At 46.5% G+C, this 22,216-nt stretch carries 17 protein-coding genes; 2 read left to right on the top strand and 15 right to left on the bottom strand.

Going from position 1 to position 22,216, the window contains the following annotated elements; genetic code table 11:
• Positions 1–18: 18 nt before the first annotated feature.
• The 10 genes from ICN14_RS09050 to ICN14_RS09005 all read right to left on the bottom strand — a co-directional run bounded on the left by ICN14_RS09050 (position 19) and on the right by ICN14_RS09005 (position 10,067).
• Positions 19–492 (bottom strand): copper chaperone PCu(A)C, encoded by a 474-nt coding sequence (locus tag ICN14_RS09050; protein ID WP_216226134.1) that lies wholly within the window; start codon positions 490–492, stop codon positions 19–21.
• Between the two features lie 22 nt (positions 493–514).
• Positions 515–895 carry a hypothetical protein gene (locus ICN14_RS09045; protein WP_216226133.1) on the bottom strand — a complete coding sequence of 127 codons (381 nt, stop codon included), beginning with the start codon at positions 893–895 and terminating at the stop codon, positions 515–517.
• A 29-nt stretch (positions 896–924) separates the two neighbouring features.
• Positions 925–3,141: a TonB-dependent receptor gene (locus tag ICN14_RS09040; RefSeq protein ID WP_216226132.1), complete on the bottom strand. Its 2,217-nt coding sequence runs from the start codon at positions 3,139–3,141 to the stop codon at positions 925–927.
• Positions 3,142–3,185: 44 nt separating this feature from the next.
• Positions 3,186–3,365: a hypothetical protein gene (locus tag ICN14_RS09035; protein WP_216226131.1), complete on the bottom strand. Its 180-nt coding sequence runs from the start codon at positions 3,363–3,365 to the stop codon at positions 3,186–3,188.
• Between the two features lie 69 nt (positions 3,366–3,434).
• Positions 3,435–3,806, bottom strand: a complete 372-nt coding sequence (locus tag ICN14_RS09030; protein WP_216226130.1) for a DUF2946 domain-containing protein — start codon at positions 3,804–3,806, stop codon at positions 3,435–3,437.
• A gap of 97 nt (positions 3,807–3,903) precedes the next feature.
• Positions 3,904–5,403 (bottom strand): tripartite tricarboxylate transporter permease, encoded by a 1,500-nt coding sequence (locus ICN14_RS09025; RefSeq protein ID WP_216226129.1) that lies wholly within the window; start codon positions 5,401–5,403, stop codon positions 3,904–3,906.
• 41 nt (positions 5,404–5,444) lie between these two features.
• Positions 5,445–5,972, bottom strand: a complete 528-nt coding sequence (locus ICN14_RS09020; protein ID WP_216226128.1) for a tripartite tricarboxylate transporter TctB family protein — start codon at positions 5,970–5,972, stop codon at positions 5,445–5,447.
• 88 nt (positions 5,973–6,060) lie between these two features.
• Complete coding sequence (locus ICN14_RS09015) at positions 6,061–7,059, bottom strand: tripartite tricarboxylate transporter substrate binding protein (RefSeq protein WP_216226179.1); 999 nt, start codon at positions 7,057–7,059, stop codon at positions 6,061–6,063.
• Positions 7,060–7,245: 186 nt separating this feature from the next.
• Positions 7,246–7,722, bottom strand: coding sequence for a DUF1854 domain-containing protein (locus tag ICN14_RS09010; RefSeq protein ID WP_216226127.1), 477 nt, complete (start codon positions 7,720–7,722; stop codon positions 7,246–7,248).
• On the bottom strand, positions 7,719–10,067 hold the full coding sequence (locus ICN14_RS09005; RefSeq protein ID WP_216226126.1) for an ABC transporter ATP-binding protein: 2,349 nt from the start codon (positions 10,065–10,067) through the stop codon (positions 7,719–7,721). Before ICN14_RS09005 ends, ICN14_RS09010 begins: the two co-directional genes overlap by 4 nt.
• Positions 10,068–10,276: 209 nt before the next feature.
• On the opposite strand from ICN14_RS09005, the gene cphA (ICN14_RS09000) reads away from it, so the two are divergent.
• Positions 10,277–12,469, top strand: coding sequence for a cyanophycin synthetase (cphA, locus tag ICN14_RS09000; protein WP_216226125.1), 2,193 nt, complete (start codon positions 10,277–10,279; stop codon positions 12,467–12,469).
• Positions 12,470–15,040: a cyanophycin synthetase gene (gene cphA / locus ICN14_RS08995; protein ID WP_216226124.1), complete on the top strand. Its 2,571-nt coding sequence runs from the start codon at positions 12,470–12,472 to the stop codon at positions 15,038–15,040.
• Positions 15,041–15,140: 100 nt separating this feature from the next.
• Here cphA (ICN14_RS08995) and ICN14_RS08990 read toward each other — a convergent pair whose 3' ends face one another.
• The 5 genes from ICN14_RS08990 to ICN14_RS08970 form a co-directional block, all read right to left on the bottom strand.
• Positions 15,141–16,151: a class 1 fructose-bisphosphatase gene (locus ICN14_RS08990; protein WP_216226123.1), complete on the bottom strand. Its 1,011-nt coding sequence runs from the start codon at positions 16,149–16,151 to the stop codon at positions 15,141–15,143.
• A gap of 54 nt (positions 16,152–16,205) precedes the next feature.
• Positions 16,206–18,824 carry an aminopeptidase N gene (gene pepN, locus ICN14_RS08985; protein ID WP_216226122.1) on the bottom strand — a complete coding sequence of 873 codons (2,619 nt, stop codon included), beginning with the start codon at positions 18,822–18,824 and terminating at the stop codon, positions 16,206–16,208.
• A gap of 33 nt (positions 18,825–18,857) precedes the next feature.
• On the bottom strand, positions 18,858–19,433 hold the full coding sequence (locus tag ICN14_RS08980; RefSeq protein WP_216226121.1) for a TMEM165/GDT1 family protein: 576 nt from the start codon (positions 19,431–19,433) through the stop codon (positions 18,858–18,860).
• Between the two features lie 74 nt (positions 19,434–19,507).
• Positions 19,508–20,626 (bottom strand): alanine dehydrogenase, encoded by a 1,119-nt coding sequence (ald, locus tag ICN14_RS08975; RefSeq protein WP_216226120.1) that lies wholly within the window; start codon positions 20,624–20,626, stop codon positions 19,508–19,510.
• Positions 20,627–20,636: 10 nt separating this feature from the next.
• Positions 20,637–21,962, bottom strand: a complete 1,326-nt coding sequence (locus tag ICN14_RS08970) for an amino acid permease (RefSeq protein ID WP_304610409.1) — start codon at positions 21,960–21,962, stop codon at positions 20,637–20,639.
• Positions 21,963–22,216: the final 254 nt, after the last annotated feature.

Raw genomic sequence — 22,216 nt, 5'->3', positions numbered from 1 at the left:
ATGTAGAAAACTGCGTACTTAGTGCTTCATAGCCCCAGGATTACCCATAGCATTCACAGGCATCTTCACCTCTACTTCACCCGCTTTAGCAAACTTCAACTTAACCGGAACAGTCTCGCCTGCAGTTAATGGCGCCTTGATATTCATGAACATTAAATGCATACCGCCTGGCTTTAATTCAACGGCACCACCTGCTGGCACAGGGATATCTTTCACTTGACGCATTTTCATGACATTGCCTTCCATAGCCATCTCATGCAGTTGCACCTCGCCAGCTACTGGAGAGCTAGCGGATACCAATAAATCTACGCCACCTTTGTTTTCAATCTTCATGAAACCACCAGCTACCTGCTGCCCGGGGACGGTAGCACGTGTATATGCATTCTCAATTTGTACGCTACCAACTTTAGCGTTTTGGGCTTGTGCGGTAGCCGTCAAACCAAAGCCCACTGCAGCAACTAATAAAGCATTTAATAAAGTATTTCTTTTCATGTTTACTACCTCCTAATTAATCTTATCGAGTATTTTGATGATCTGCTCCGAGCATCGCGCCCCGCACTAAATTCATTTGGGTAAAGCTATTATTCTCTAAGCAGCTTGGACAAACAATGATGGTTGCACCATTTGCAATTGCTTGCCTTATCGCCTCTTGTTCCTTGGAAATGCCTCCTGATTTAACTTCTACCCCAAGAATAACCGCCTTGTCATTGAGGTAGATAACAATCGGATACCCTTTTTCTGCGTATCGCCGACCCGCGTCTAATGCCATTGAAACCTTGGCCGGATCATTGGTGGCTAAGTTAATGTAGATAGGTTCTTTAGCCGCAAAAGCAGATAAAGGCAGAGAGATGACCGCTATCGTGGCCAATAATCTGAAAACTCTAGAGATCATCATTTGCCCTTTCTTTTCAATTAAATCGGCAGTTAGAACTTCATATTAGCGGAGACATAGAATGTTCTGCCCATGCCAGCGACACCAACGCCCCAAGGAACAGAATTCATTCCCATGGATGGCCCTTGACCAAGGTATGCCCCGCCCTGCGGTAAGGCGTAGAGCTTATTGAATAAGTTTTCAATACCCAAGTTCACTCGGTACTTCTTATCATCGTACGATGATCGGAGAGCAAATAATGAATATCCTCCAGTTGCCACTTCATTTCTAACTGAGTTCACATTAGTTTTTGATGTAACAAATTGACCTTGAATCGTATTGGTCCAGTGTGCACCGAGATACTGCACCAACCCGACTGTGCCGTTGAGTGGCATGATGTTATATAGATTAGTTCCAGCCGTTACGTTTTGTCCACGTGTATATGAACCTTGCGCATTTAACTGGAATTTTCCAAGTTGAGGATGGCTACCAAGGGCGGTAAAGCCTGACAAGTCAATGCCGTAAAGCTGTGCATTTTGATTGGCGTATTGCAATACATTAAATTGATTTGCTTTACATGGCGCCGTATAGGCAGCAGAACCGCATACAGCATCAATATAGTTGCTTACATAGGTGTAATAAGGATTTGTCTTAAAGCCCCAACGCTCCTTATTAGCATCATGCCAGTCGCTGGCAAAACTGAATGTATTTGCAACCTCAGGCGCCAAGCTAACGTTTCCATAGTAACCGTTACCATCGCCAACAAAGTTATTCATAATCGATGTCATGGAGTTTGTTGACCAGGTATAGCGCTCATACAAGTTAGGTGAACGAGTCTTACGTGAGTAGCCTGCCTCATAGTTTTGATTATCATCAGGCTTATATCTTGATAAGGCAGTTAAATCCCAGTTGTAATCTGTCTGCTTATGTTGCTGAGCATTAAATGCATTTGAATCACGACGATAATCTGTTGACATAGACATCATGCCCATGCCAATACTGTTTGTATTGCTATATGGCTGAACATTCCCCGCATTCGAGGCCACCTGCTCAACACGTAAACCAGCCAACCCCATCCACTCTTTCGTCCATTGCTGCTCTAGCTCGCCAAATAAACCAGCACGATCCCTCGTACCGTTATTAATATTTTGCATCGTGTTGGGGCCCATCATTCCCATGCTTCCAGGAACGGCAGGCCACCAATCATTCAGCTTATAAGTCTGAAATAGACCGCCCATCCTAGCTAAAGCAGTTTCCGAAAGCGGTAAAGTGCCTTTCACGTTGACGCCGTTTGTTGCGCTTGCAGTCAACATAGGCATTTGCATTTGTGGCGTACCGTTAGCATTCGTTCTCGCGCCAACGTTGTCATCCATCTGATGATTAACTATATGGTTATAAGCCTGCGCTTCAAGCTGTCCCCAATCATATTGGCCGGTGTACTTCAAATTAAATTGCGCACCGATGTTTTTAGTCATATCCATACGCTGATTTGAATAGCCCTCAAACGGTACAAATTGGTAGCTGGTCTTAAATTCAACTAAGTGATTATCTTTTTTCCAAGCTAAAGATAGCTGCTGATTTGTAGCGATGTATTTTGAGGCCCCCACCGTGCTTGGAGATATTCCATTTCCAGCTGGCTTGAAGTTTCCACCGGCAGTGTAATTTCCTGCCTTTGCGGAATCTACCGTGTAATTAGCGCTGAACTCATCACCAGCAGCGGTAATGTTTAAGTTACCAGCAATCGCGCTGGCATTACTGCTATAGGACGCACCGACTTCACCCTGTTGCAGTGTTTCACCCTTATTGGCAAATACTGGTGGCAAAGACTGAACAGAAACTACTCCACCCAAACTATCACCACCAGCGCTTACTGGCGATAGGCCGGTAATCACCTTAACGCTAGCAACATTAGATGGGCTGATATAGGACAGCGGTGAGTTCATGTGATTTGGACAGGAGGATAAAAGATCCATTCCATCAACCTTAACTGCAATACGATCATCCGCTAAGCCATGAATCGATGTTAATCCAGATACGCCACCGTTGGTGTACATACTGACACCAGGAATGTTGAGCAACATCGCCGCAGTGTTATTGGTATTTACACGTGATTGGTTAAGCTCTTTACCAGTAAGCGTTGTTTGGGTTGCTGGCGCATCCTGAATGCCCGTCACAGTGAGGGTATCTAAAATAGGGGCTGCTTGACCGTATGCATTAGAAATCATCAAAGATGCTACTAAGGCTATTGGCGTTATTTTTAATGCATTCATTTCTGCTCCGAGATATTTAATGTCTATAAATTAATGTGAATTTTTTACTTTTGAGTGGATGTAATTGGCGTGAGCACAAACTCTGCGCTAGGCAATGGGGTATTGGAATTGACTGCATTTGACAGAATGAGATAGCTGGCATACAAGAGCCAAATCGCTAAGCCCATAGCAATGCCAACATAGACGCGCTTTAGGCGTAATGAAATTTTTTCAGATAAAAACATGTAATTCTCCACACAACATCACGGCAACTGGGTTGCCAACTACATAGCTAAGCTATGCCCTAAAAAGATTTAGGCTTGTGTAGGAGGTGCTGCTGAAGGGGGTGTTACCCAAACAGCGAGAGGCTTGGGTGATTGATAGAAAAGCCGTGGCAGCAAAGCAAGTGTTTGCGGCGCTTGGAATGTGAGATTGGTATTGAATGCTGGTGTGATGGCTGTTTGAGCGATGCAATATGGGCAAGGCTGCGCTTCTGCCCGGTCTGCCTGATCTTCGCTCTGGATATTAATCTGGGCTTTAGCGCCATCAGCAGAACAGATTTCCATTGCAAAACCTTGGCCATGCTTCGCTAGCGATACCGCTTGAGAAACCGTTGGCGCAAGCGCACTCATTGCGATTGCTAGAGCAGCAATCCAGTGAATGAGGCGTTTTTTGTGGAAATTCATGATGGGGAGATTTTATCGGAATTTTGCTTTTTGCATGAAAAAAGGGGCTTGCGCCCCTTTTCCCTTATGAAATCGCTATTTCTAGCTTATTTCACTCTTATGCTGCAGCAGCTTTTTTCTTGCCTACAAACTTGCCAATCAATGGCCAGAATAGTAATAGCAATGCAAGACCTGTAATACCGCCTACCAATGGGTTAGAGAAGAAAATATCTAAGCTTCCCTGTGAGAACAACATGGATTGACGGAATGAGTCTTCTGCACGGTCACCCAACACCAAGGCCAAGACCATAGGCGCCATTGGGTAATCAAGTTTCTTGAAGACGTAACCCAACACACCGAAGCCCAACATCAACCAAACGTCAAACATCGCGTTGTGGACAGTGTATGCACCAACCGCACAAATCACGATGATGACTGGAGCAATGATGGAGAACGGAATTCTCAAGATTGAGGCGAACAATGGAACGCAAGTTAATACAACAAACAAGCCTGCCAAGTTACCCAAGTACATACTAGCAATCAAGCCCCAAACAAAGTCTGGTTTCTCAACGAAGAGCAATGGGCCTGGTTGCAAGCCCCAGATCAACAAACCGCCAAGTAATACAGCAGCTGTTGGTGATCCTGGGATACCTAATGACAACATTGGCAACAAGGCAGCTGTACCAGCAGCGTGGGCTGCAGTTTCTGGAGCAACAATACCTTCCATTTTTCCAGTACCAAACTTGTCACCTTCCTTAGATACGCGTTTTGCAACACCGTAAGCCATGAATGATGCAGGAGTAGCGCCACCTGGAGTAATACCCATCCAGCAACCAATCAGGCAGCTGCGTAATGAAGTTGCCCAGTACTTAGGCAACTGCTTCCAAGTTTCCCAAACAACCTTACCGCGAATCTTCGCTGCAGCACCCTGGAATGCCAAGCCCTCTTCCATTGAAAGAAGAATCTCGCCAATACCAAACAAGCCGATCACAGCGATCAAGAAGTCAAAACCACGCATCAACTCTGGGTTACCAAAAGTTAAACGCAACTGACCTGTAACCGTATCCATACCAACGGTAGCCAAAGCAAAGCCCAACATCATTGCTGAAATTGTCTTGAATGGCGAACCTTTATTCATACCCACAAAACTACAGAAGGTCAGGAGGTAGACCGAGAAGAATTCGGGCGGACCGAATTGCAGAGCAAACTTCGCAACCAATGGTGCCAGGAAGGTAATCATCACAATCGCAAAGAACGCACCTACAAATGATGATGTGAACGCTGCAGTCAATGCTTCGCCAGCTTTACCATTACGAGCCATTGGATAACCGTCAAAGGTTGTCGCAACAGACCATGGTTCACCAGGGATGTTAAAGAGTACGGATGTAATCGCACCACCAAACAATGCGCCCCAGTAAATACAGGACAACATGATGATTGCGGATGTTGGCGGCATTGTGAAGGTTAAAGGCAACAGAATCGCAATACCGTTCGCGCCACCTAAACCAGGCAATACACCAATAATCACACCAAGAGTTACACCAACAAGCATTAATAGCAAGTTAAAGGGTGTCATTGCAACGGCAAAGCCGCTGAATAGAGCGTTAATTTCTTCCAACTTAGACTCCTTTTTTAATCTTTTTTAATAGTTATTGTTTTTTAATTTACGCCCACAAACTCGAGTGGATTGAACCATGCACCGTGTGGCAATGGAACTTGGAACCAGTATTCGAACATGAGGTAAAGAGCCGCGCTCACTCCAACAGAAACAGCAACAGCTTTCCAAATTGGATATTTTCCCAGCCACACCATGAAGACCGCGATATAGAGAGCTGAAGAAACATAAATGCCAATCAATTGCACACCAAGCACAAACACAATCGCTGGCAACAATACCGCCATCACCTGCTTGGCGGGCTCACTATCAACAAAGGATTCGGTTTTCTTTTTCTTGTTCACGATTGCAGATTGATACAAAGTAACCGTGCTAGATAACATGATGATCAAGCTGATATAGAAAGGGAAATAACCAGCCTCTGGGCCATCAACACCCCAGCTAGCACCCAACTTCAGACTACCAATCATCACTGTCAGACCTATTGCCAGGAACACGATCGATGTAATGATGTCCATCGCTCTCACGCTAATGACTGAGTCTTGATTTGTATTGTTTGTATGTTCAGACATTTTTATACTTTTTTAATAAATTTAATAAACACAACCACTCAAAAAATAGGACCCCTTACTAGTGGGGCCCTATTTAGTTTCTCGAAAATTACTTAGCCAAGAAGCCAGCTTCAGCCATTAATTGCTTATGTAATGCTTCATTTAATGTGAGCCAATTTCTGAACTCTTTACCAGTCATGAATGTCTGATTGAATGCGCCATCAGCCATAAACTTCTTCCACTCTGCTGTCTCGCGTACTTTTTTGAACACGTTGATGTAGTAATCAACCTGGTCTTGAGTTACGCCAGGAGCCATAAAAATGCCGCGCAACATCACGTAGTCAGTTGGCACGCCAGCTTCTTTACAAGTTGGAACGTCGTTCCAAGATTGAGTTGCAGTGATCTTTTCTTTGTAAGGCATACGAGTGTCATCAAATACGCACAATGCACGTAATTTGTTTGCACGCCATTGAGCAACTGCTTCAATTGGATTGTTCACAGAAGAATCGATGTGATTACCAACGAGTTGCACAGCAACGTCGCCACCCCCTTTGAATGGGATGTATGTGAACTTAGCGCCAGTTGCTTTTTCAATCGCTACAGTAATGATCTGGTCTTCAGACTTAGAGCCAGTACCACCCATCTTGAACTTGCCAGGACCAGCCGCTTTGGCTGCATCGATATACTCCTTGGCAGTTTTGTAAGGCTTGTCAGCGTTATCCCATAAAACGAATTGGTCAAGTGCCAACATGGCTACTGGAGTGATGTCTTGCCAGTTAAATGGAACGCCTGTTGCCAATGGAGTTGTAAACAAGTTGGAGAGCGTAATCACGATCTTATTTGGATCGCCCTTAGCTTCTTTCATTGCCAAGAAGCCTTCAGCTCCAGCGCCTGCACCCTTGTTCACAGGAATGACTGCCTGTTTCATCAAGTTATTTTTTGTAATGATTCCTTGGATCATGCGTGCCATCTGGTCAGCACCACCGCCAGGACCGGCAGGAATGATGAACTCAACTGGCTTGGTTGGTTCCCAAGCAGCGAAAGCAGGTGAAACAGCAGCAGCACCGAGGGCTAATGCGGTGGAAATCAATGCCCCTTTTAACTTCATCTTCATGAACGCTCCTCCAAAAAATTTTGAATACCAATATTACTTTGGCTTCTCTTTGTTATGCATGGATTTTTATCCATATCGGGGCATGAATACTTGATTGCCATCAATAATTACCAAATGGACAGTTAGGGGTAACACTAGCTTATTAGTACTAACCCTATAAGGATTTTGCAGGGAAAATTCTTAGCGGAATCGATCCAAAAGCTTCTTACTGACTTTATCAAGCTGAGTGGAATCTTTGATCAAGAATTGGAGGCCATTAGAGTCGGCAATCAGAAGCGTATTGCCAGCAATTCGGCGAATGTCTTCTTCACCTTTAAGGCGAATTCTGGTGGGGCCACGGTCAGTTTCGAGATCCCAAATACTTGGGGTGGCAAAAGTCGATACCTTGGTGATTTTTTCGATCACAGGCATGAACTCACGAGCAGCCAACTCTTCCTCAATCAGAGCTAATTCGCCCTCCGGAATGGCGGTGACGCCGTCAAACCAACACAATTCTTTACCCGACTGATCCATGATGGAGATTCCAGCGCCTGGAGCGGTAATCGGGAAGGCTCTGACTGGATAGACCCCTGTATGGCGAGTGCCAGCAGCATCAATAAATACTAAGCGGCCAAGGGCATCACGTTCTAGCGTGTGCGATTGTTGATGATGACTCATACCCCGCCCCCAGTTTCTTTGGCAATTACTTGCAGGTGCTCTTCTTCGCGCTCATCTTTGCCTTCTTCAATGCTTTCACCAATAGCGCCGCCCTCAACCAACTCGGCAGCATGGCGTAGTTGGGCTTGATACAGGGCGTAGTAAGCACCTTGTGCATCCATGAGCTCATCATGCGAGCCAATCTCCACAATCTCACCTTTATCAAGCACAACCAAGCGGTCTGCTTTTCTTAAAGTGGAAAGTCGATGGGCAATCGCAATCGTAGTGCGGCCTTTAACCAAATTATCTAAAGCGCGTTGAATTTCTTTTTCAGTGGTGGTATCTACTGATGAGGTGGCTTCATCCAAAATCAGAATGCTTGGATTAATCAATAACGCACGTGCGATTGAAATACGCTGACGCTCGCCACCCGAGAGGGATTGACCGCGCTCACCCACCAATGAGTCATAACCTAGTGGTAGGCGAAGAATAAATTCATGGGCATGTGCGGCGCGTGCGGCTTCAATAATTTCTTCACGAGTAGCGTCTGGTTTTCCGTAAGCAATATTTTCTGCAATCGTGCCAAAGAATAAAAATGGCTCTTGTAAAACTAATCCAATACGCTTGCGATAGTCAGCAATGCCGATGCTACGAATGTCGCGCCCATCCAATGCAATTGAGCCAGCACTCACATCATAGAAGCGGCAAATCAAGTTCACCAAAGTACTCTTACCAGAGCCGCTATGTCCAACTAAACCAATCATTTCTCCAGGGGCAATATCTAGATCGACGCCTTTAGAAACCGCACGGTTACCGTACCGGAAACCCACACCACGCAAGGAGATGCGGCCTTTAACCTCACCCAAAGGTGCTGGATTAATTGGCTCAGGAACGCTTGAGACATGATCCAAAATATCAAAAATACGTTTAGCGCCAGCAGCTGCTTTTTGCGTATGGGAAACGATGCGACTCATTGAATCGAGTCGAATGTAGAAGCGTCCAATGTAGGCCAAGAAAGCAATTAATACACCAACGGTGACCTTTTGATGTGCCACCTGCCAAATACCGAAACCCCATACTACCAAGAGACCAGTTTCAGTTAGGAGCGTGACGGTTGGGGAAAATAATCCCCATACGCGATTGACGCGATCATTGATTTGTAAATTGTGTTTGTTGGAATCAACGAAACGTTTTAGCTCACGGTCTTCTTGAGCAAAGGCTTTCACTACCCGAATACCCGGAATCGTATCGGCCAAGATATTGGTTACTTCAGACCAAACACGATCAATCTTTTCAAACCCAAAACGGAGTTTGTCTCGCACTACATGAATCATCCACACGATAAATGGCAAAGGTGCCAAAGTAACCAATGCGAGCAAAGGATCAATTGATACCAAAATTGCTGCGGTCATCGTAATCATGATGACGTCGGTCGCAAAGTCCAAAGCGTAGAGGGATAGGAATACGCAAATGCGGTCAGTCTCAGCACCAATGCGCGCAATCAAGTCACCCGTTCTTTTGCCGCCGAAATACTCTAAAGATAATTTGAGTAAGTGTTCAAAAGTTGTATTGCGCAGATCTGCACCGATACGCTCACTCACCAATGCAAGCAGATAGGTTTTCCACCAACCCAAACCCCAGGCCACGATTGCCGCAGCAAATAAAGCCAAAAGGTATTTGGTGGCCAGAGCAAAATCAATCGGGTTACCTTTTTCATAGGGAATCAACACGTGATCCATCAAGGGCATCGTCAGATAAGGCGGTATGAGCGTAGCGCCAGTAGAGAGCAAGGTCAGCACGAAACCTAGTAAAAGCTGTTTTTTGTAAGGACGCGCAAAACGCCACAACTTAAATAAAGTCCAAGTTGATGGAGGGGCATCCTCTTCTGGATCGCAAGTAGGGCAAGCATCTGAATTAGCAGGCTTAGGACTCAAGCACACCGGACAAACCTGTTTGTCGTACTCAGAAGCCTCAGGCTCTTTAGTGGCCTGGTCACCTCGGATTAACCGTTTAAAACCACTCTGTAGGCGCAATACCTGAGGATTAACAGCTAAGGTGAAGTACCAAAGCCGGAGCAGACTATTCTCAGACTCCAGCTTGAGGTGCCCTACTCCAGCATGATCTCCATGCAAAAGATGAGCCCCAGGGCTAATGGGCCAGAATTCCGAGTGAGTGCCATCGGTCCAAAATAAGCCCGTTGGGGCCAAACAAAGCAGGCTTTTTTCAAAGCGCATTTCACTATCGAGATCCAGCTCAACCCATGCCAGTATTGAGTTAGCGTCTTTTACTGGAGATTGGGGTGCCTCTAAAGCGCCAGCCCAATGGGTTGGGAAAGGGGGAGCTGTTGGGGAGATTTCTGGCTTCATTAGTCCTAAAAGTATAGTGGAGCTAGATTTTTTAGATTTACTAACTCTGTCAACTTTAGTGGACGGAAAGCCGTTAAATTATTGAAGTAAGCTTTTTTGTGTATTTTTGCTAATTTTGTGGATTTTGAATAATTACTAAAACCAGAGAGACAGTCTGAGATATCCCGCCCTCACCTTCTGAAGCGGCGTTGAGACCCCCCATTCCACATATGCCCCAATTACTAGATAAAACCATTGAGATCTTGAGTGTCAAGCATCTCCGCGGCCCCAATATGTGGACTTACCATCCTGTTATTGAGGTTTGGCTCGATATTGGTGAATTAGAGGATTTCCCCTCTAACCTCATCCCTGGGTTTTATGACCGACTCGTCAAAGCACTCCCCAGCCTTCAAGAACACCGCTGCAGCTATGGCGAAGCTGGTGGATTCCTCAAAAGAGTAGAAGAAGGTACTTGGCCAGCTCACATCCTTGAGCACCTAACCTTGGAATTACAAAATTTAGCTGGCATCCCTGGCGGCTTTGGTAAAGCACGTGATGGCGATCGTCGCGGTGTTTACAAAGTCATGGTGAGCGCAATCAATGAAGAAGTAACTCTCACCGCCCTCAAGTACGCCCGCGATCTCTATCTTGCTTTAGCCCAAGACACCAAGGATCCTGTTGCTCTTGTAAGCACGATCATTGAAGAACTGCGCGAGCTGGGTGACGATCTATTACTTGGACCAAGTACTGCCTGCATCGTGAATGCAGCAGAAGAGCGCGGCATCCCCTCTATCCGTTTGTCTGAAGGCAACCTAGTACAACTTGGTTATGGCGCCAAGCAGCGTCGCATCTGGACTGCTGAAACCGATCAAACCAGCGCAATCGCAGAAACGATTTCTCGCGATAAAGATCTTACCAAGAGTCTTTTATCTAGTGCCGGAGTCCCTACACCTGAAGGCCGCACCGTTACTAGCGCTGATGATGCATGGGAAGCCGCGCAAGATATCGGCCTGCCAGTTGTGGTTAAGCCAATTGATGGCAATCATGGTCGTGGTGTCTTTATCAATCTGTACACCCAACAAGAAATTGAAGCTGCCTATGCGGTTGCAATTGATGAAGGTAGCGAAGTTTTAGTAGAGCGTCACATCATTGGCGACGAACATCGCCTGCTAGTCGTTGGCAACAAAGTAGTTGCAGCAGCCAAAGGCGAAACTGTTTGGGTTACTGGTGATGGCAAACATACCGTGCTTGAACTCATTCAGACCCAAATTAATTCTGACCCACGTCGAGGTACTACCGAAGAGTGCCCACTCAATCCAGTACGCATTGATTCTGCGGTGGAGTTAGAGCTTGCACGCCAGAAACTTACTGGTGCAAGTATTCCAGCTTTGGATCAAAAAGTACTCATTCAAAGTAATGGCAACGTTGCATTTGATGTGACCGATTTAATTCATCCAGAAGTTGCTAGCCAAGTTGCTTTGGCCGCCCGCGTAGTGGGGCTGGAGATTGCTGGCGTTGATCTAGTTGCACAAGACATTAGCAAACCATTGGATGTGCAGAATGCAGCCATTGTTGAAGTGAATGCTGGCCCAGGTTTATTGATGCACTTGAAACCTGCCAGCGGCAAACCTCAACCAGTTGGGAAAGAAATTGCAAATCATCTCTTCCCACCAGGAACTGATTTCCGCATTCCAGTAGTTGGCGTCTGCGGTTCTAGAGGCAAAACTCCAGTGGCTGAAATGATTGCCCACTTCTTGCGACTCACCAATTTGTATGTTGGATTATCTTGCAGCAAGGGTTTGTTTTTTGGTCATCGCTCAATTCAAAAGAGCAATGCTGCCAACTGGGAAAATGCCCGTCGTACTTTATTGAATCGTGCGGTTGAAGCAGCCGTCATTGAGAACAACAATCTATCGATGTTGATCGAAGGCTTGGCTTATGACCGCTGCCAAGTAGGTGTTGTTTTGAACGTAGATCCAACAGCCAACTTCCCTCAATACGCCATCTACGATGAAGACCAAGTGTTTAGCATCGTCAGAACTCAAGTGGATGTGGTTTTGCCAACAGGCGTTGCCGTTCTTAATGCGGATGACCCGATGGTTGTGAACATGGCAGAGTTATGCGATGGTGAGGTGATCTTCTTTACTCAAGACTCTGCATCTACTGTTGCTCAAGAGCATCTCAAGAATGGTGGTCGTGTCGTGATGATTGGCAACCAACAAATCACTCTGAAATCTGCCAAACATGATCAAAAAAGTATTCCGGTGCCGCGTAACTCTGAGCCTAGTGCCACTGAGCCATGGAAACCAATGAATCTTGGTGCTGCGATTGCTGCAGCTTGGGCATTAGATATTCCGTTCAACGTAATCGAAGCTGGTGCTGAAACCTTTGTTTCTGATGCCAGTATTCCAGCAGGGGCTTAATTGGAAATCACCCGTATTCGCATGTTGCGCGGCCCAAATTTATGGAGCCGCCACACAGCCCTAGAGGCAATTGTTTCTTGCGATGAAACAGAACGCTCCATTGAATCAATCCCGCAGTTTGAAATCAAGATTCGCGAACGCTTCCCTCAGTTGGGCAGCATGCGTCGTGGTGGACATAATGAAATCCTCTCCCTCGCACACGCTCTTGAACATGCCGCTTTAGGTCTTCAGTCTCAAGCAGGCTGTCCAGTAACTTTTAGCCGCACTGTACAAACTACTGAAGTCGGCATATTTCAAGTAGTGGTGGAGTACACCGAAGAAGTTGTTGGGCGCATGGCATTTGACTTTGCTTTTGGGCTAATCCAGGCAACACTCAATGATGTGCCATTTGATTTAGCAGCCGCCCTCTCTGAATTAGAGGCTTTGTATGAAGATGTACGCTTAGGGCCAAGCACCGGATCTATCGTCGATGCTGCCGTACAAAGAAATATCCCCTATCGCCGCATGACTGAGGGCAGCATGGTGCAGTTTGGTTGGGGTAGCAAGCAAAAGCGTATTCAAGCTGCTGAGACCAGCGACACCAGCGCAATTGCTGAAGCTATTGCACAAGATAAAGAACTCACTAAAAATCTATTAGCAGCTGCGGGAGTATCCGTTCCGATCGGCGAAGTAGTTACTACCGCTGATGATGCTTGGCGCGCTGCCCAAAAGATTGGTGGCCCGATTGTTCTTAAACCTAAAGACGGTAATCAAGGCAAAGGTGTTGTTGCCAACATTCAAACTGAAGAAGAGGTGCGCGCAGGCTTTGTAGTTACCCAAGCCTTTGGTCGTGAAACCATTGTTGAGCGCTACTTACCTGGCGCTGACTATCGCCTGCTAGTGGTAGGCAATCGCCTATCCGCTGCAGCTCGCCGCGAACCCGCTCAAGTGGTTGGCGATGGAAAACATTCCGTCTCTGAGCTGGTTGAACTAGAAAACAAAAATCCATTGCGCGGCGACGGCCATGCAACCGCATTAACCAAAATTCGTTTTGATGACATTGCCCTTGCACACTTAGCCAGCAATGGCTTAAGCCCTCAATATGTTCCCAAGACTGGTGAGCGCGTCTTACTTCGTAATAACGCCAATCTGAGCACTGGTGGTACAGCGACCGATGTGACTGATGATGTTCATCCAGATGTAGCTGCCAGCGCAATTGCAGCCGCCCAAATGATTGGCTTAGATATTGCTGGTGTCGACATTCTTTGTGAGGCGATTTACAAACCTCTAGAGACTCAAGGTGGTGGCATTGTTGAAGTCAATGCTGCACCAGGCCTACGCATGCATCTCAAACCCTCGTACGGCAAGAGCCGCCCTGTTGGTGAAGATATCGTCAATATGATGTATCCATTGGGTGAGGATGGCCGTATTCCAGTGGTAGCTGTCACTGGCACCAATGGTAAGACCACTACCGTTCGCCTGATTTCTCATTTATTGAATGAGACTGGTTTACGCGTGGGCATGACGACTACTGATGGCGTCTATATCAACCATCGCCTAATTGATTCCGGTGATTGCAGTGGCCCTAAGAGTGCACGTAATGTCCTCATGCATCCTGATGTCGATGCTGCCGTATTAGAAACAGCTCGCGGCGGAATGTTGCGTGAAGGTCTTGGCTTTGACCGCTGTGAAGTTGCCGTTGTGACCAATATTGGTGAAGGTGACCACTTAGGCCTTAACTACATCACCAGCGTAGAAGACTTAGCGATTCTGAAGCGGGTCATTGTGATGAACGTCGCGCCAACCGGCGCAGCAGTTCTGAACGCTGCCGATCCGATAGTCGTGAAGATGGGTGATGTTTGCACTGGTCGCGTGATTTTCTTTGCACAGAATCAACATCATCCTGTAATTGCGGCTCATCGCGCAAAGAATAAAAAAGTAATCTACTTTGATGGTACCTATATCGTCTGCTCAAAGGGAGCGCGAGTACTCTTCCGCTTCCCCGTAAGCGAGATTCCGCTGACTCAAAATGGTGTTTTAGGTTTCCAGATCGAAAATGCTATGGCTTCTATTGGTGCTGGCTGGGCTTTAGGCCTTGATGCCGAAAAGATTGCACGTGGACTTCATTCTTTTGAGAGCTCAGCTAATTCGGTACCGGGACGCTTTAATCAATTCCAGCATAAAGGCGCCACTGTGATTGCTGACTATGGTCACAACCCAGACGCAATGCGTGCTTTAGCAAGCGCTATCGAGGCCATGAAGCCTAAGAAGAGCCACGTAGTCATTAGCGGTGCCGGCGATCGTCGCGATGAAGATATTCGTGATCTGACACGCATTCTTGGCAATAGCTTTGACAATGTCATCCTCTATCAAGATCAGTGTCAACGTGGTCGAGAAGATGGAGAAGTTCTTAAACTTCTACAAGAAGGTTTGGTAGGCACTAAGAAAGCCAAACAGGTTAAAGAAATTACTGGTGAATTTCTCGCTATCGATACCGCCCTCAATGATTTATCAGCTGGCGACATCTGTCTAATTCTCATTGACCAAGTAGAAGAATCTCTGGCCTATCTTAAAGAGAAAGTGCAGCCTTAGTTCTTTAATTGATTTTCAAGTGATCGTCTGAAATAAAAAAGCCCAATCAGTGATTGGGCTTTTTTGTTAGATCTTACTCACTCTAAGTGCTGTAAGAATATTAGGCCTGAGAATGGTAATGCTGTAAACGCTCAATCTCCTCCTTAGAACCCAGCATGACAGAAACACGTTCATGTAGCTCTGTAGGAACCATATCCATAATGAGTTGATCACCATTGGTCGACGCGCCGCCAGCCTGCTCTACCAAGAAGCTCATCGGGTTTGCCTCATACATCAGGCGTAGCTTTCCTGGCTTATGTGGCTCACGTTGATCCCAGGGGTACATAAAGATACCGCCACGCGATAAGACACGGTGCACATCAGCAACCATGGATGCAATCCAGCGCATATTGAAATCTTTATCACGCTCTCCACTCACGCCAGCTAAGCACTCATCGACGTAGCGACGCACAGGCTCAGCCCAGTGGCGCATGTTCGACATATTGATAGCGAATTCTTTAGTTGAGTGAGAAATCTCTACCGCGTGCTTAATTAAAACAAATTCACCAGTCACTTTATTGAGGGTGAACATCACTACGCCATCACCCAGAGTTAATGCCATGGTGGTTTGTGGACCATACACAACGTAACCAGCTGCTACCTGGTGGCGGCCTGACAATAAGAAATCTGAAGTTTGCAAAGGCGCCGTAGGATCTTGTTTTTTGAGCACAGAAAAAATAGTGCCGATAGATACATTCACATCGATATTTGAAGAGCCATCCAATGGATCAAATAACAACAAGTAGTCGCCAGTACCTTGAACCGGGAGTGGTAACTCCATCTCCTCAGAGGCTAGACCAGCCAATGATTTGCATCCCTGCACACCATCAATTAATAAGTCATTGGCAATCACATCTAGTTTTTGCTGAACTTCGCCCTGAACATTGCCAGTACCAGCAGAGCCCAATAAACCAATTAAGGCGCCTTGAGCAACTTCATGACTCAAGGTTGAGCAAGTATCAGCAACTGCTAATAGCAACTCTTGTAGGCCCGCAGGAATGTCTGCACCCTTCACCTTGGTAGAAGTCAGGTATTGCTTGAAATTGGTATTAAAAGTACTTGAAGCGCTCAAAAGGAGTTTCTCCGTGATGGGTTTATATCTGTATGAGGTCTATTTTGCCTTGTTCTAGCTAGCTGAATTGCCTAAAGCCTTAGAAACCACCTCTTTCACATCTGCAGAGAGGGTTTCGCATGCTGCAACCCGCCTTAGGGCTGACAGCATCTGCTCCTGATAAAGCGGGGCAAATTGACGCCAGCGATCCAATCCCCTGGCCAAACGAGCAGCAACTTGTGGATTAATTGGATCTAAGGCGAGAACGGATTCAGCCCAAAATGCATAACCGCTACCATCCACTTGATGAAAGCTAGCGGGGTTATTCATACAAAAAGCATGAATCACGCTACGAACACGGTTGGGGTTATTCATTTTGAAAGCTTCATGTTCACGCAAACGTTTGACTTCACTCAAGGTAGATTCAGCGTTCGCCACTGGAGGTCTGCTCGATTGCAATGCAAACCACTTATCAATTACTAAAGCATCATCAGCAAATCGGGTATAAAAATCTTCCAGACAGACTGCGGCTGCTTTGCATCCATGCATCACTAAACCAGCCAAGGCGGCATATCGGTCAGTCATATTGTCAGCATTTTGATATTGATTGACCGCCATAGGTGCCCAGATCAACGGATCGGCTTCAAGCAGCATGCTGAGTGCAAGATTCTTTAAAGCACGCTTACCAGCACTTGCTGCATCAGGATTAAACGGTCCTGGTGTTTGCATCTGCTGGTAGAGAGCCGCCCACTCTATACGCAACTCGCTCGCAATAGCATGGCGAAAAGCACGACGTGCAGCATAAATCTGTTGAGGATCAACGCTTGCGCACTGTTCGTATAAATAAGTCTCAGCAGGCAAAGTCAGCGCCAGCTCTTTGAATGCCGGATCTAACTCCGGATCAGTCAAGAGAGTGCGATAAGCCTCAATCAGGGCTTTATCGGGTAAGCGATTACCCAAAATCATTTGCATTGCCAGTTTCTGACCGGCTTCCCAGCGATTAAAAGCATCGTCATCGCTCGAGAACATAGTGAGCAGGTCCGCCTCACTTTGATCAAAATCTAAATTGATCGGGGCTGAGAAATTGCGATTGATCGATAGCACGGGGCGACTTGTCACTTGATCAAAAGTCCAGGTTTGCTGATCTTGAATTAGCTCCAATAAAGTTTCGACCTGATCATCTGCAGGAGTTAATAAGCGCATCTTCAATGGAATATGAAACGGCTTGCTATCCTTGTGCGCTGTATTTACTGAAGGACTTTGCGTCAAAGTAATTTGATATTGCTTTTTATCCGCATCATAGAACTCCTGAACCTTGACCTTAGGAGTACCTGCTTGGCTATACCAATTCTTAAACTGGGAAAGATCACGGTGATTAGCATCAGCCATCGCCGCCAAGAAATCATCACAGGTGACTGCTTGACCATCATGACGCTTGAAATACAGATCCATGCCCTTACGGAAACCCTCAACACCTAATAGGGTTTGATACATACGCACAACTTCAGCACCCTTCTCATACACGGTCACCGTATAGAAGTTATTGATCTCTTGATACTCGTCCGGACGAATTGGATGTGCCATCGGGCCGGCATCTTCAGGGAACTGAAGTTGGCGCAATAAACGCACATCTTCAATACGCTTAACTGCCCTACCGGACTCGCTACCCATTTGATCGGCAGAGAACTCTTGATCACGGAATACAGTTAAACCTTCTTTAAGAGAAAGCTGAAACCAATCTCGACAGGTAACTCGATTGCCCGTCCAATTGTGGAAGTACTCATGGGCTACCACGCTTTCGATGTTAGCGAAGTCAGCATCCGTTGCAGTTTCTGCTTGAGCAAGAACATACTTGGTATTGAAAACATTGAGGCCCTTGTTTTCCATCGCACCCATATTGAAATCACCTACCGCCACAATCATGAAACGCTCGAGATCGAGTTCAAGGCCGTAGCGTTTTTCATCCCAATGAATCGAGGCAATTAAAGAATCCATCGCATGACGGGTCTTTTTCAAGTCATGTGGCTCAACCCAAATCTGCAATAACTTTTTTGCACCACTACTAGTGGTGATAGTTTCTTCAATGCACTCGAGCTTTCCGGCAACCAAGGCAAATAGGTAGGATGGTTTTGGAAACGGATCTTCCCAAACGGCGCTATGCCAACCATTAGGCAACTTTTCAGTACTAATGAGGTTGCCATTGGATAGCAATACTGGACACTCTGCCTCACGAGCACGGAGAGTGACACGATAGCGCGCCATCACATCCGGTCTATCAAGGAAGTAAGTAATCTTCCTGAAACCCTCGGCTTCACACTGGGTGAAGAAATTTCCATTCGAGACATACAAGCCCATGAGTGAGGTATTTTTCTCAGGCACACACACGCAGATGATCTCAACAACGAAAGCTTGTTTGCCTTCATTGGGTAGTGCATTAATCGTTAACGTTTCTGGAGTGAGCTCAAACTGACGATGCGCTTCGCCATTAATACGCAAACTCACAAACTCCAATTCATGACCTTGCAATACCAAAGGCATACCAGCTTCATGCCCAGCACCAGGGAGAACCTCTAGGCGACTCTTCACAATCGTCCTAGCAGGATCTAAAGCAATGTCTAGCTCAACCTGTGAAAAGGTGTAATTGGGAGCGCGGTATTCGAGCCTGCGAAAGCTCTGTGGCAGATCAGTTTTCATAGGGCAATTTTAAGCCCCTTAGAAAAATTCGACCTAAGCCCAGATGAGGGTAGCAATACCGATGGCAATGAATGTAACGGCAGCTATAGCGTGCACCCACTTAATGGGCATACGCTTGGTAAATTTCTGTCCAATCCAGACTGCTGGAGCATTAGCCAACATCATCCCCAAAGTGGTGCCAACCGTTACTGAAAAGACATCAGAATATTTAGCGCCCAAGGCGATCGTAGCAATTTGGGTTTTATCCCCCATCTCCGCTAAGAAAAAGAGTCCAACCGTCAACATGAATACTTGAAAGGCTTTATCGGCTACCTTTGACCCACCAGCATCATCAATATGGTCGGGTACTAATAGCCACAGACCAATTCCTAAAAAGCTCAAGCCCAAGACCCACTTCAGAAGATCTGGGCTCATAAAAGTGGTTAACCAATGTCCCAGCAAGGCTGCGCAAGCATGATTGGCAATCGTTGCAATGAATATCCCACCAATAATGGCAAGCGCCTGTTTTGGATAGCGCGCAGCCAACATCAAAGAGAGTAATTGGGTTTTATCACCCATCTCAGCGAGAGCGACTACACCAGTAGAAAGTGCTAAAGCAGATAAGTCCATGCTCTTAATGATAGAGGAAAGCTTGGGAGCCTGGACTCCCAAGACTTTCAATCATGACAACTTAGGTGAAGCAACTAAGCAGCCAGCAACTCTTCCGCTGGCACAAAATCGACTTTCTGCGCTTTCGCTACTGGCTCAGAAGTGAGATTACCCCGATGCACACTCAATCCATTTCGCAGATGATGGTTATGTGACAGTGCCCGCACCATTCCGCTGTTTGCTAAGACCTCAATGAACGGGTAAGTTGCATTCGTCAAAGCAAAAGTGGAGGTTCTAGCAACAGCTCCGGGCATGTTCGCAACGCAGTAGTGCAGCACACCATCTACGATAAAGGTAGGATCCGCGTGTGTAGTGGCTCTAGATGTCTCAAAGCAGCCACCTTGATCAATTGCCACATCCACTACCACTGCACCCGTTTTCATTTTTCGTACCATCTCTCTGGTCACTAGCTTTGGAGCTGCAGCGCCAGGCAACAATACGGCACCAATCACGACATCCGCCTCACAGACTTCTAACTCCACTAAAAGTGGGTCGGCGTAAAAGGTTCTCACACGATTGCCAAAGAGCATATCAATCTGTCTTAAGCAATCAATGTTGCGATCGAAAATGCAAACATCTGCACCCATGCCAACCGCCATCTGTAAGGCATTACGCCCCACTACGCCTGCACCCAATATAACTACCTTTGCAGGTGCTACTCCAGGCACACCCGCCATTAAGATGCCTAAACCTCCATTTGTTTTTTCCAAATGCGTAGCCGCTGCTTGAATGGACATCCTGCCCGCAACCTCACTCATTGGGGCTAGCAACGGCAAGGCACCACTACAGGAGGTAACAGTCTCATAAGCGATGCAACTCGCACCTGAGGCAAGCAAGGCCTTGGTTTGTTGTGGATCTGGCGCTAGATGTAGATAGGTAAATAGAATTTGATCTTCACGTAACATCGCACACTCTTGTGGCTGAGGCTCCTTCACCTTCACCACCATCTCTGCTTTTGCAAACACCTCGGCAGCGCTATTGATCAAGGTAGCCCCAGCCAAGCGATACGACTCATCACTCAAACCAATTTGCTCGCCTGCACCACGCTGGATTAAAACGGAGTGACCCTGTTTGCACAAACCCCTCACATTGCCCGGGGTTAAGCCAACACGAAATTCATTATTTTTTACTTCTTGAGGTACGCCAACAATCATTTATGTCTCCTTATTTGAATTCACGACTCAGTTTTGTTTTGCGATGCAAGCCAACGATGTAGAACATAGCTAGATACACACCCAATAAACACGGACCTAAGACCAATGCAATCCGTGCATCCTCATGAAAGCCCATTAACACCACTACCAAGGCAATAAATGCCAATGCGAACCACGAGGAATAGGGCCACCAAGGCGTGCGATATGCCAACTCAGCAACTTGGTCTTTTGTAAGGGAGCGACGAAATTGAATTTGGGTGAGCAAAATTGCAATCCACACCATTAATCCAACAAAGGTAACCGCAGCCATGACGTACTGAAATGCTTTATCTGGAACGAAGTAGTTGAGCACCACTCCAGTCATGCAAATTGCTACCGTCGCCATCACCGCACGATGTGGCACACCGTACTTGGATAGCTTGGCAAATGGCGAAGGTGCATAGCCATTGACTGAGAGTGCATATAGGAGTCGCCCGCCGCTAAAGATGCCTGCGTTGCAAGATGACAATGCGGCAGTAATCACTACAAAGTTAATGATTCCAGCGGCTTCACGCAAACCAATCCGCTCAAACATCACTACGAATGGACTACCCTGTTGACCAACCTCATTCCAAGGGAAGATCGCCAAAATGACTAGGATCGCACCCATGTAAAAAATCAAGATGCGCCACGCCAGAGAATCAATCGCCATCGGAATGGTTTTGCGTGGGTTCTCAGCTTCACCAGCAGACAAACCAATCATCTCGATACCAACGTAGGCAAATAAGACCATCTGCAAGGACAGCAGCATTCCACTAATGCCATTAGGGAAGAAGCCTCCGTGCTGCCATAAGTTACTAAAGCCAATAGGATTCCAGTTATTGGTAAAGCCAAAGAAAATGACTGAGCCGCCCAATGCAATCATGGCAACAATCGCAACTACTTTGATAAGAGCAAACCAAAATTCAAACTCACCAAATACTTTTACGGCAATGAGATTTATCAAACCCATCATCAAGATCGAAGACAATGCCCAGATCCACTGAGGTGTGTCAGGAAACCAAATAGTCATGTAAATGCCAACGGCAGTCACCTCAGCTATTCCAACAACAATCCAATAGGTCCAGTAACCCCATCCGACCATATAGCCCGCGAGTGGACCGACGTAAGTATTGGCATAGGCTGCAAATGAACCTGCGACCGGCTCATGCACTGCCATCTCACCCAAAGCGCGAAGGACGATGAAGGCAACGATGCCAGCTAGTAGGTATCCCAACAAGATTGAAGGTCCCGCGATCTGAATCGCGCTTGCCGAACCTAGAAATAATCCAACCCCGATAGTGGACCCCAATGCCATGAGGCGAATGTGCCGCACTTTGAGGTGGCGCTGTAAACCAGTTTGTTCAGTCTGCAAAAGAGACCTCCTTTCGATTTGTCGTTGGTAAGTCACCAACGAGGCAAAGTCTAGGGAGGACTGCGCATCTGCACTAGGGTAGAAAAATACGAAAAGTATTTATACAGATAAATGTGATGCTTAAGAAATGGGTCGGCTACGTAGGTGCCAGCCTAATAGCGAATTAATAAATTTGGGATGACATTAGAATCCGTAAT

Source organism: Polynucleobacter sp. MG-27-Goln-C1, assembly GCF_018881905.1.
GTDB lineage: Bacteria > Pseudomonadota > Gammaproteobacteria > Burkholderiales > Burkholderiaceae > Polynucleobacter.
Note: the sequence above shows the minus strand (reverse complement) of the source record. Positions and strands in the feature narration are given on the sequence as shown.

Bases quoted from the DNA above. Each gene is read 5' to 3' on its own strand.
- ICN14_RS09050 (WP_216226134.1), bottom strand. From the start codon at position 492: ATGAAAAGAAATACTTTATTAAATGCTTTATTAGTTGCTGCAGTGGGC.
- ICN14_RS09045 (WP_216226133.1), bottom strand. From the start codon at position 895: ATGATGATCTCTAGAGTTTTCAGATTATTGGCCACGATAGCGGTCATC.
- ICN14_RS09040 (WP_216226132.1), bottom strand. From the start codon at position 3,141: ATGAATGCATTAAAAATAACGCCAATAGCCTTAGTAGCATCTTTGATG.
- ICN14_RS09035 (WP_216226131.1), bottom strand. From the start codon at position 3,365: ATGTTTTTATCTGAAAAAATTTCATTACGCCTAAAGCGCGTCTATGTT.
- ICN14_RS09030 (WP_216226130.1), bottom strand. From the start codon at position 3,806: ATGAATTTCCACAAAAAACGCCTCATTCACTGGATTGCTGCTCTAGCA.
- ICN14_RS09020 (WP_216226128.1), bottom strand. From the start codon at position 5,972: ATGTCTGAACATACAAACAATACAAATCAAGACTCAGTCATTAGCGTG.
- ICN14_RS09015 (WP_216226179.1), bottom strand. From the start codon at position 7,059: ATGAAGTTAAAAGGGGCATTGATTTCCACCGCATTAGCCCTCGGTGCT.
- ICN14_RS09010 (WP_216226127.1), bottom strand. From the start codon at position 7,722: ATGAGTCATCATCAACAATCGCACACGCTAGAACGTGATGCCCTTGGC.
- ICN14_RS09005 (WP_216226126.1), bottom strand. From the start codon at position 10,067: ATGAAGCCAGAAATCTCCCCAACAGCTCCCCCTTTCCCAACCCATTGG.
- cphA (WP_216226125.1), top strand. From the start codon at position 10,277: ATGCCCCAATTACTAGATAAAACCATTGAGATCTTGAGTGTCAAGCAT.
- pepN (WP_216226122.1), bottom strand. From the start codon at position 18,824: ATGAAAACTGATCTGCCACAGAGCTTTCGCAGGCTCGAATACCGCGCT.
- ICN14_RS08980 (WP_216226121.1), bottom strand. From the start codon at position 19,433: ATGGACTTATCTGCTTTAGCACTTTCTACTGGTGTAGTCGCTCTCGCT.
- ald (WP_216226120.1), bottom strand. From the start codon at position 20,626: ATGATTGTTGGCGTACCTCAAGAAGTAAAAAATAATGAATTTCGTGTT.
- ICN14_RS08970 (WP_304610409.1), bottom strand. From the start codon at position 21,962: ATGGCATTGGGGTCCACTATCGGGGTTGGATTATTTCTAGGTTCGGCA.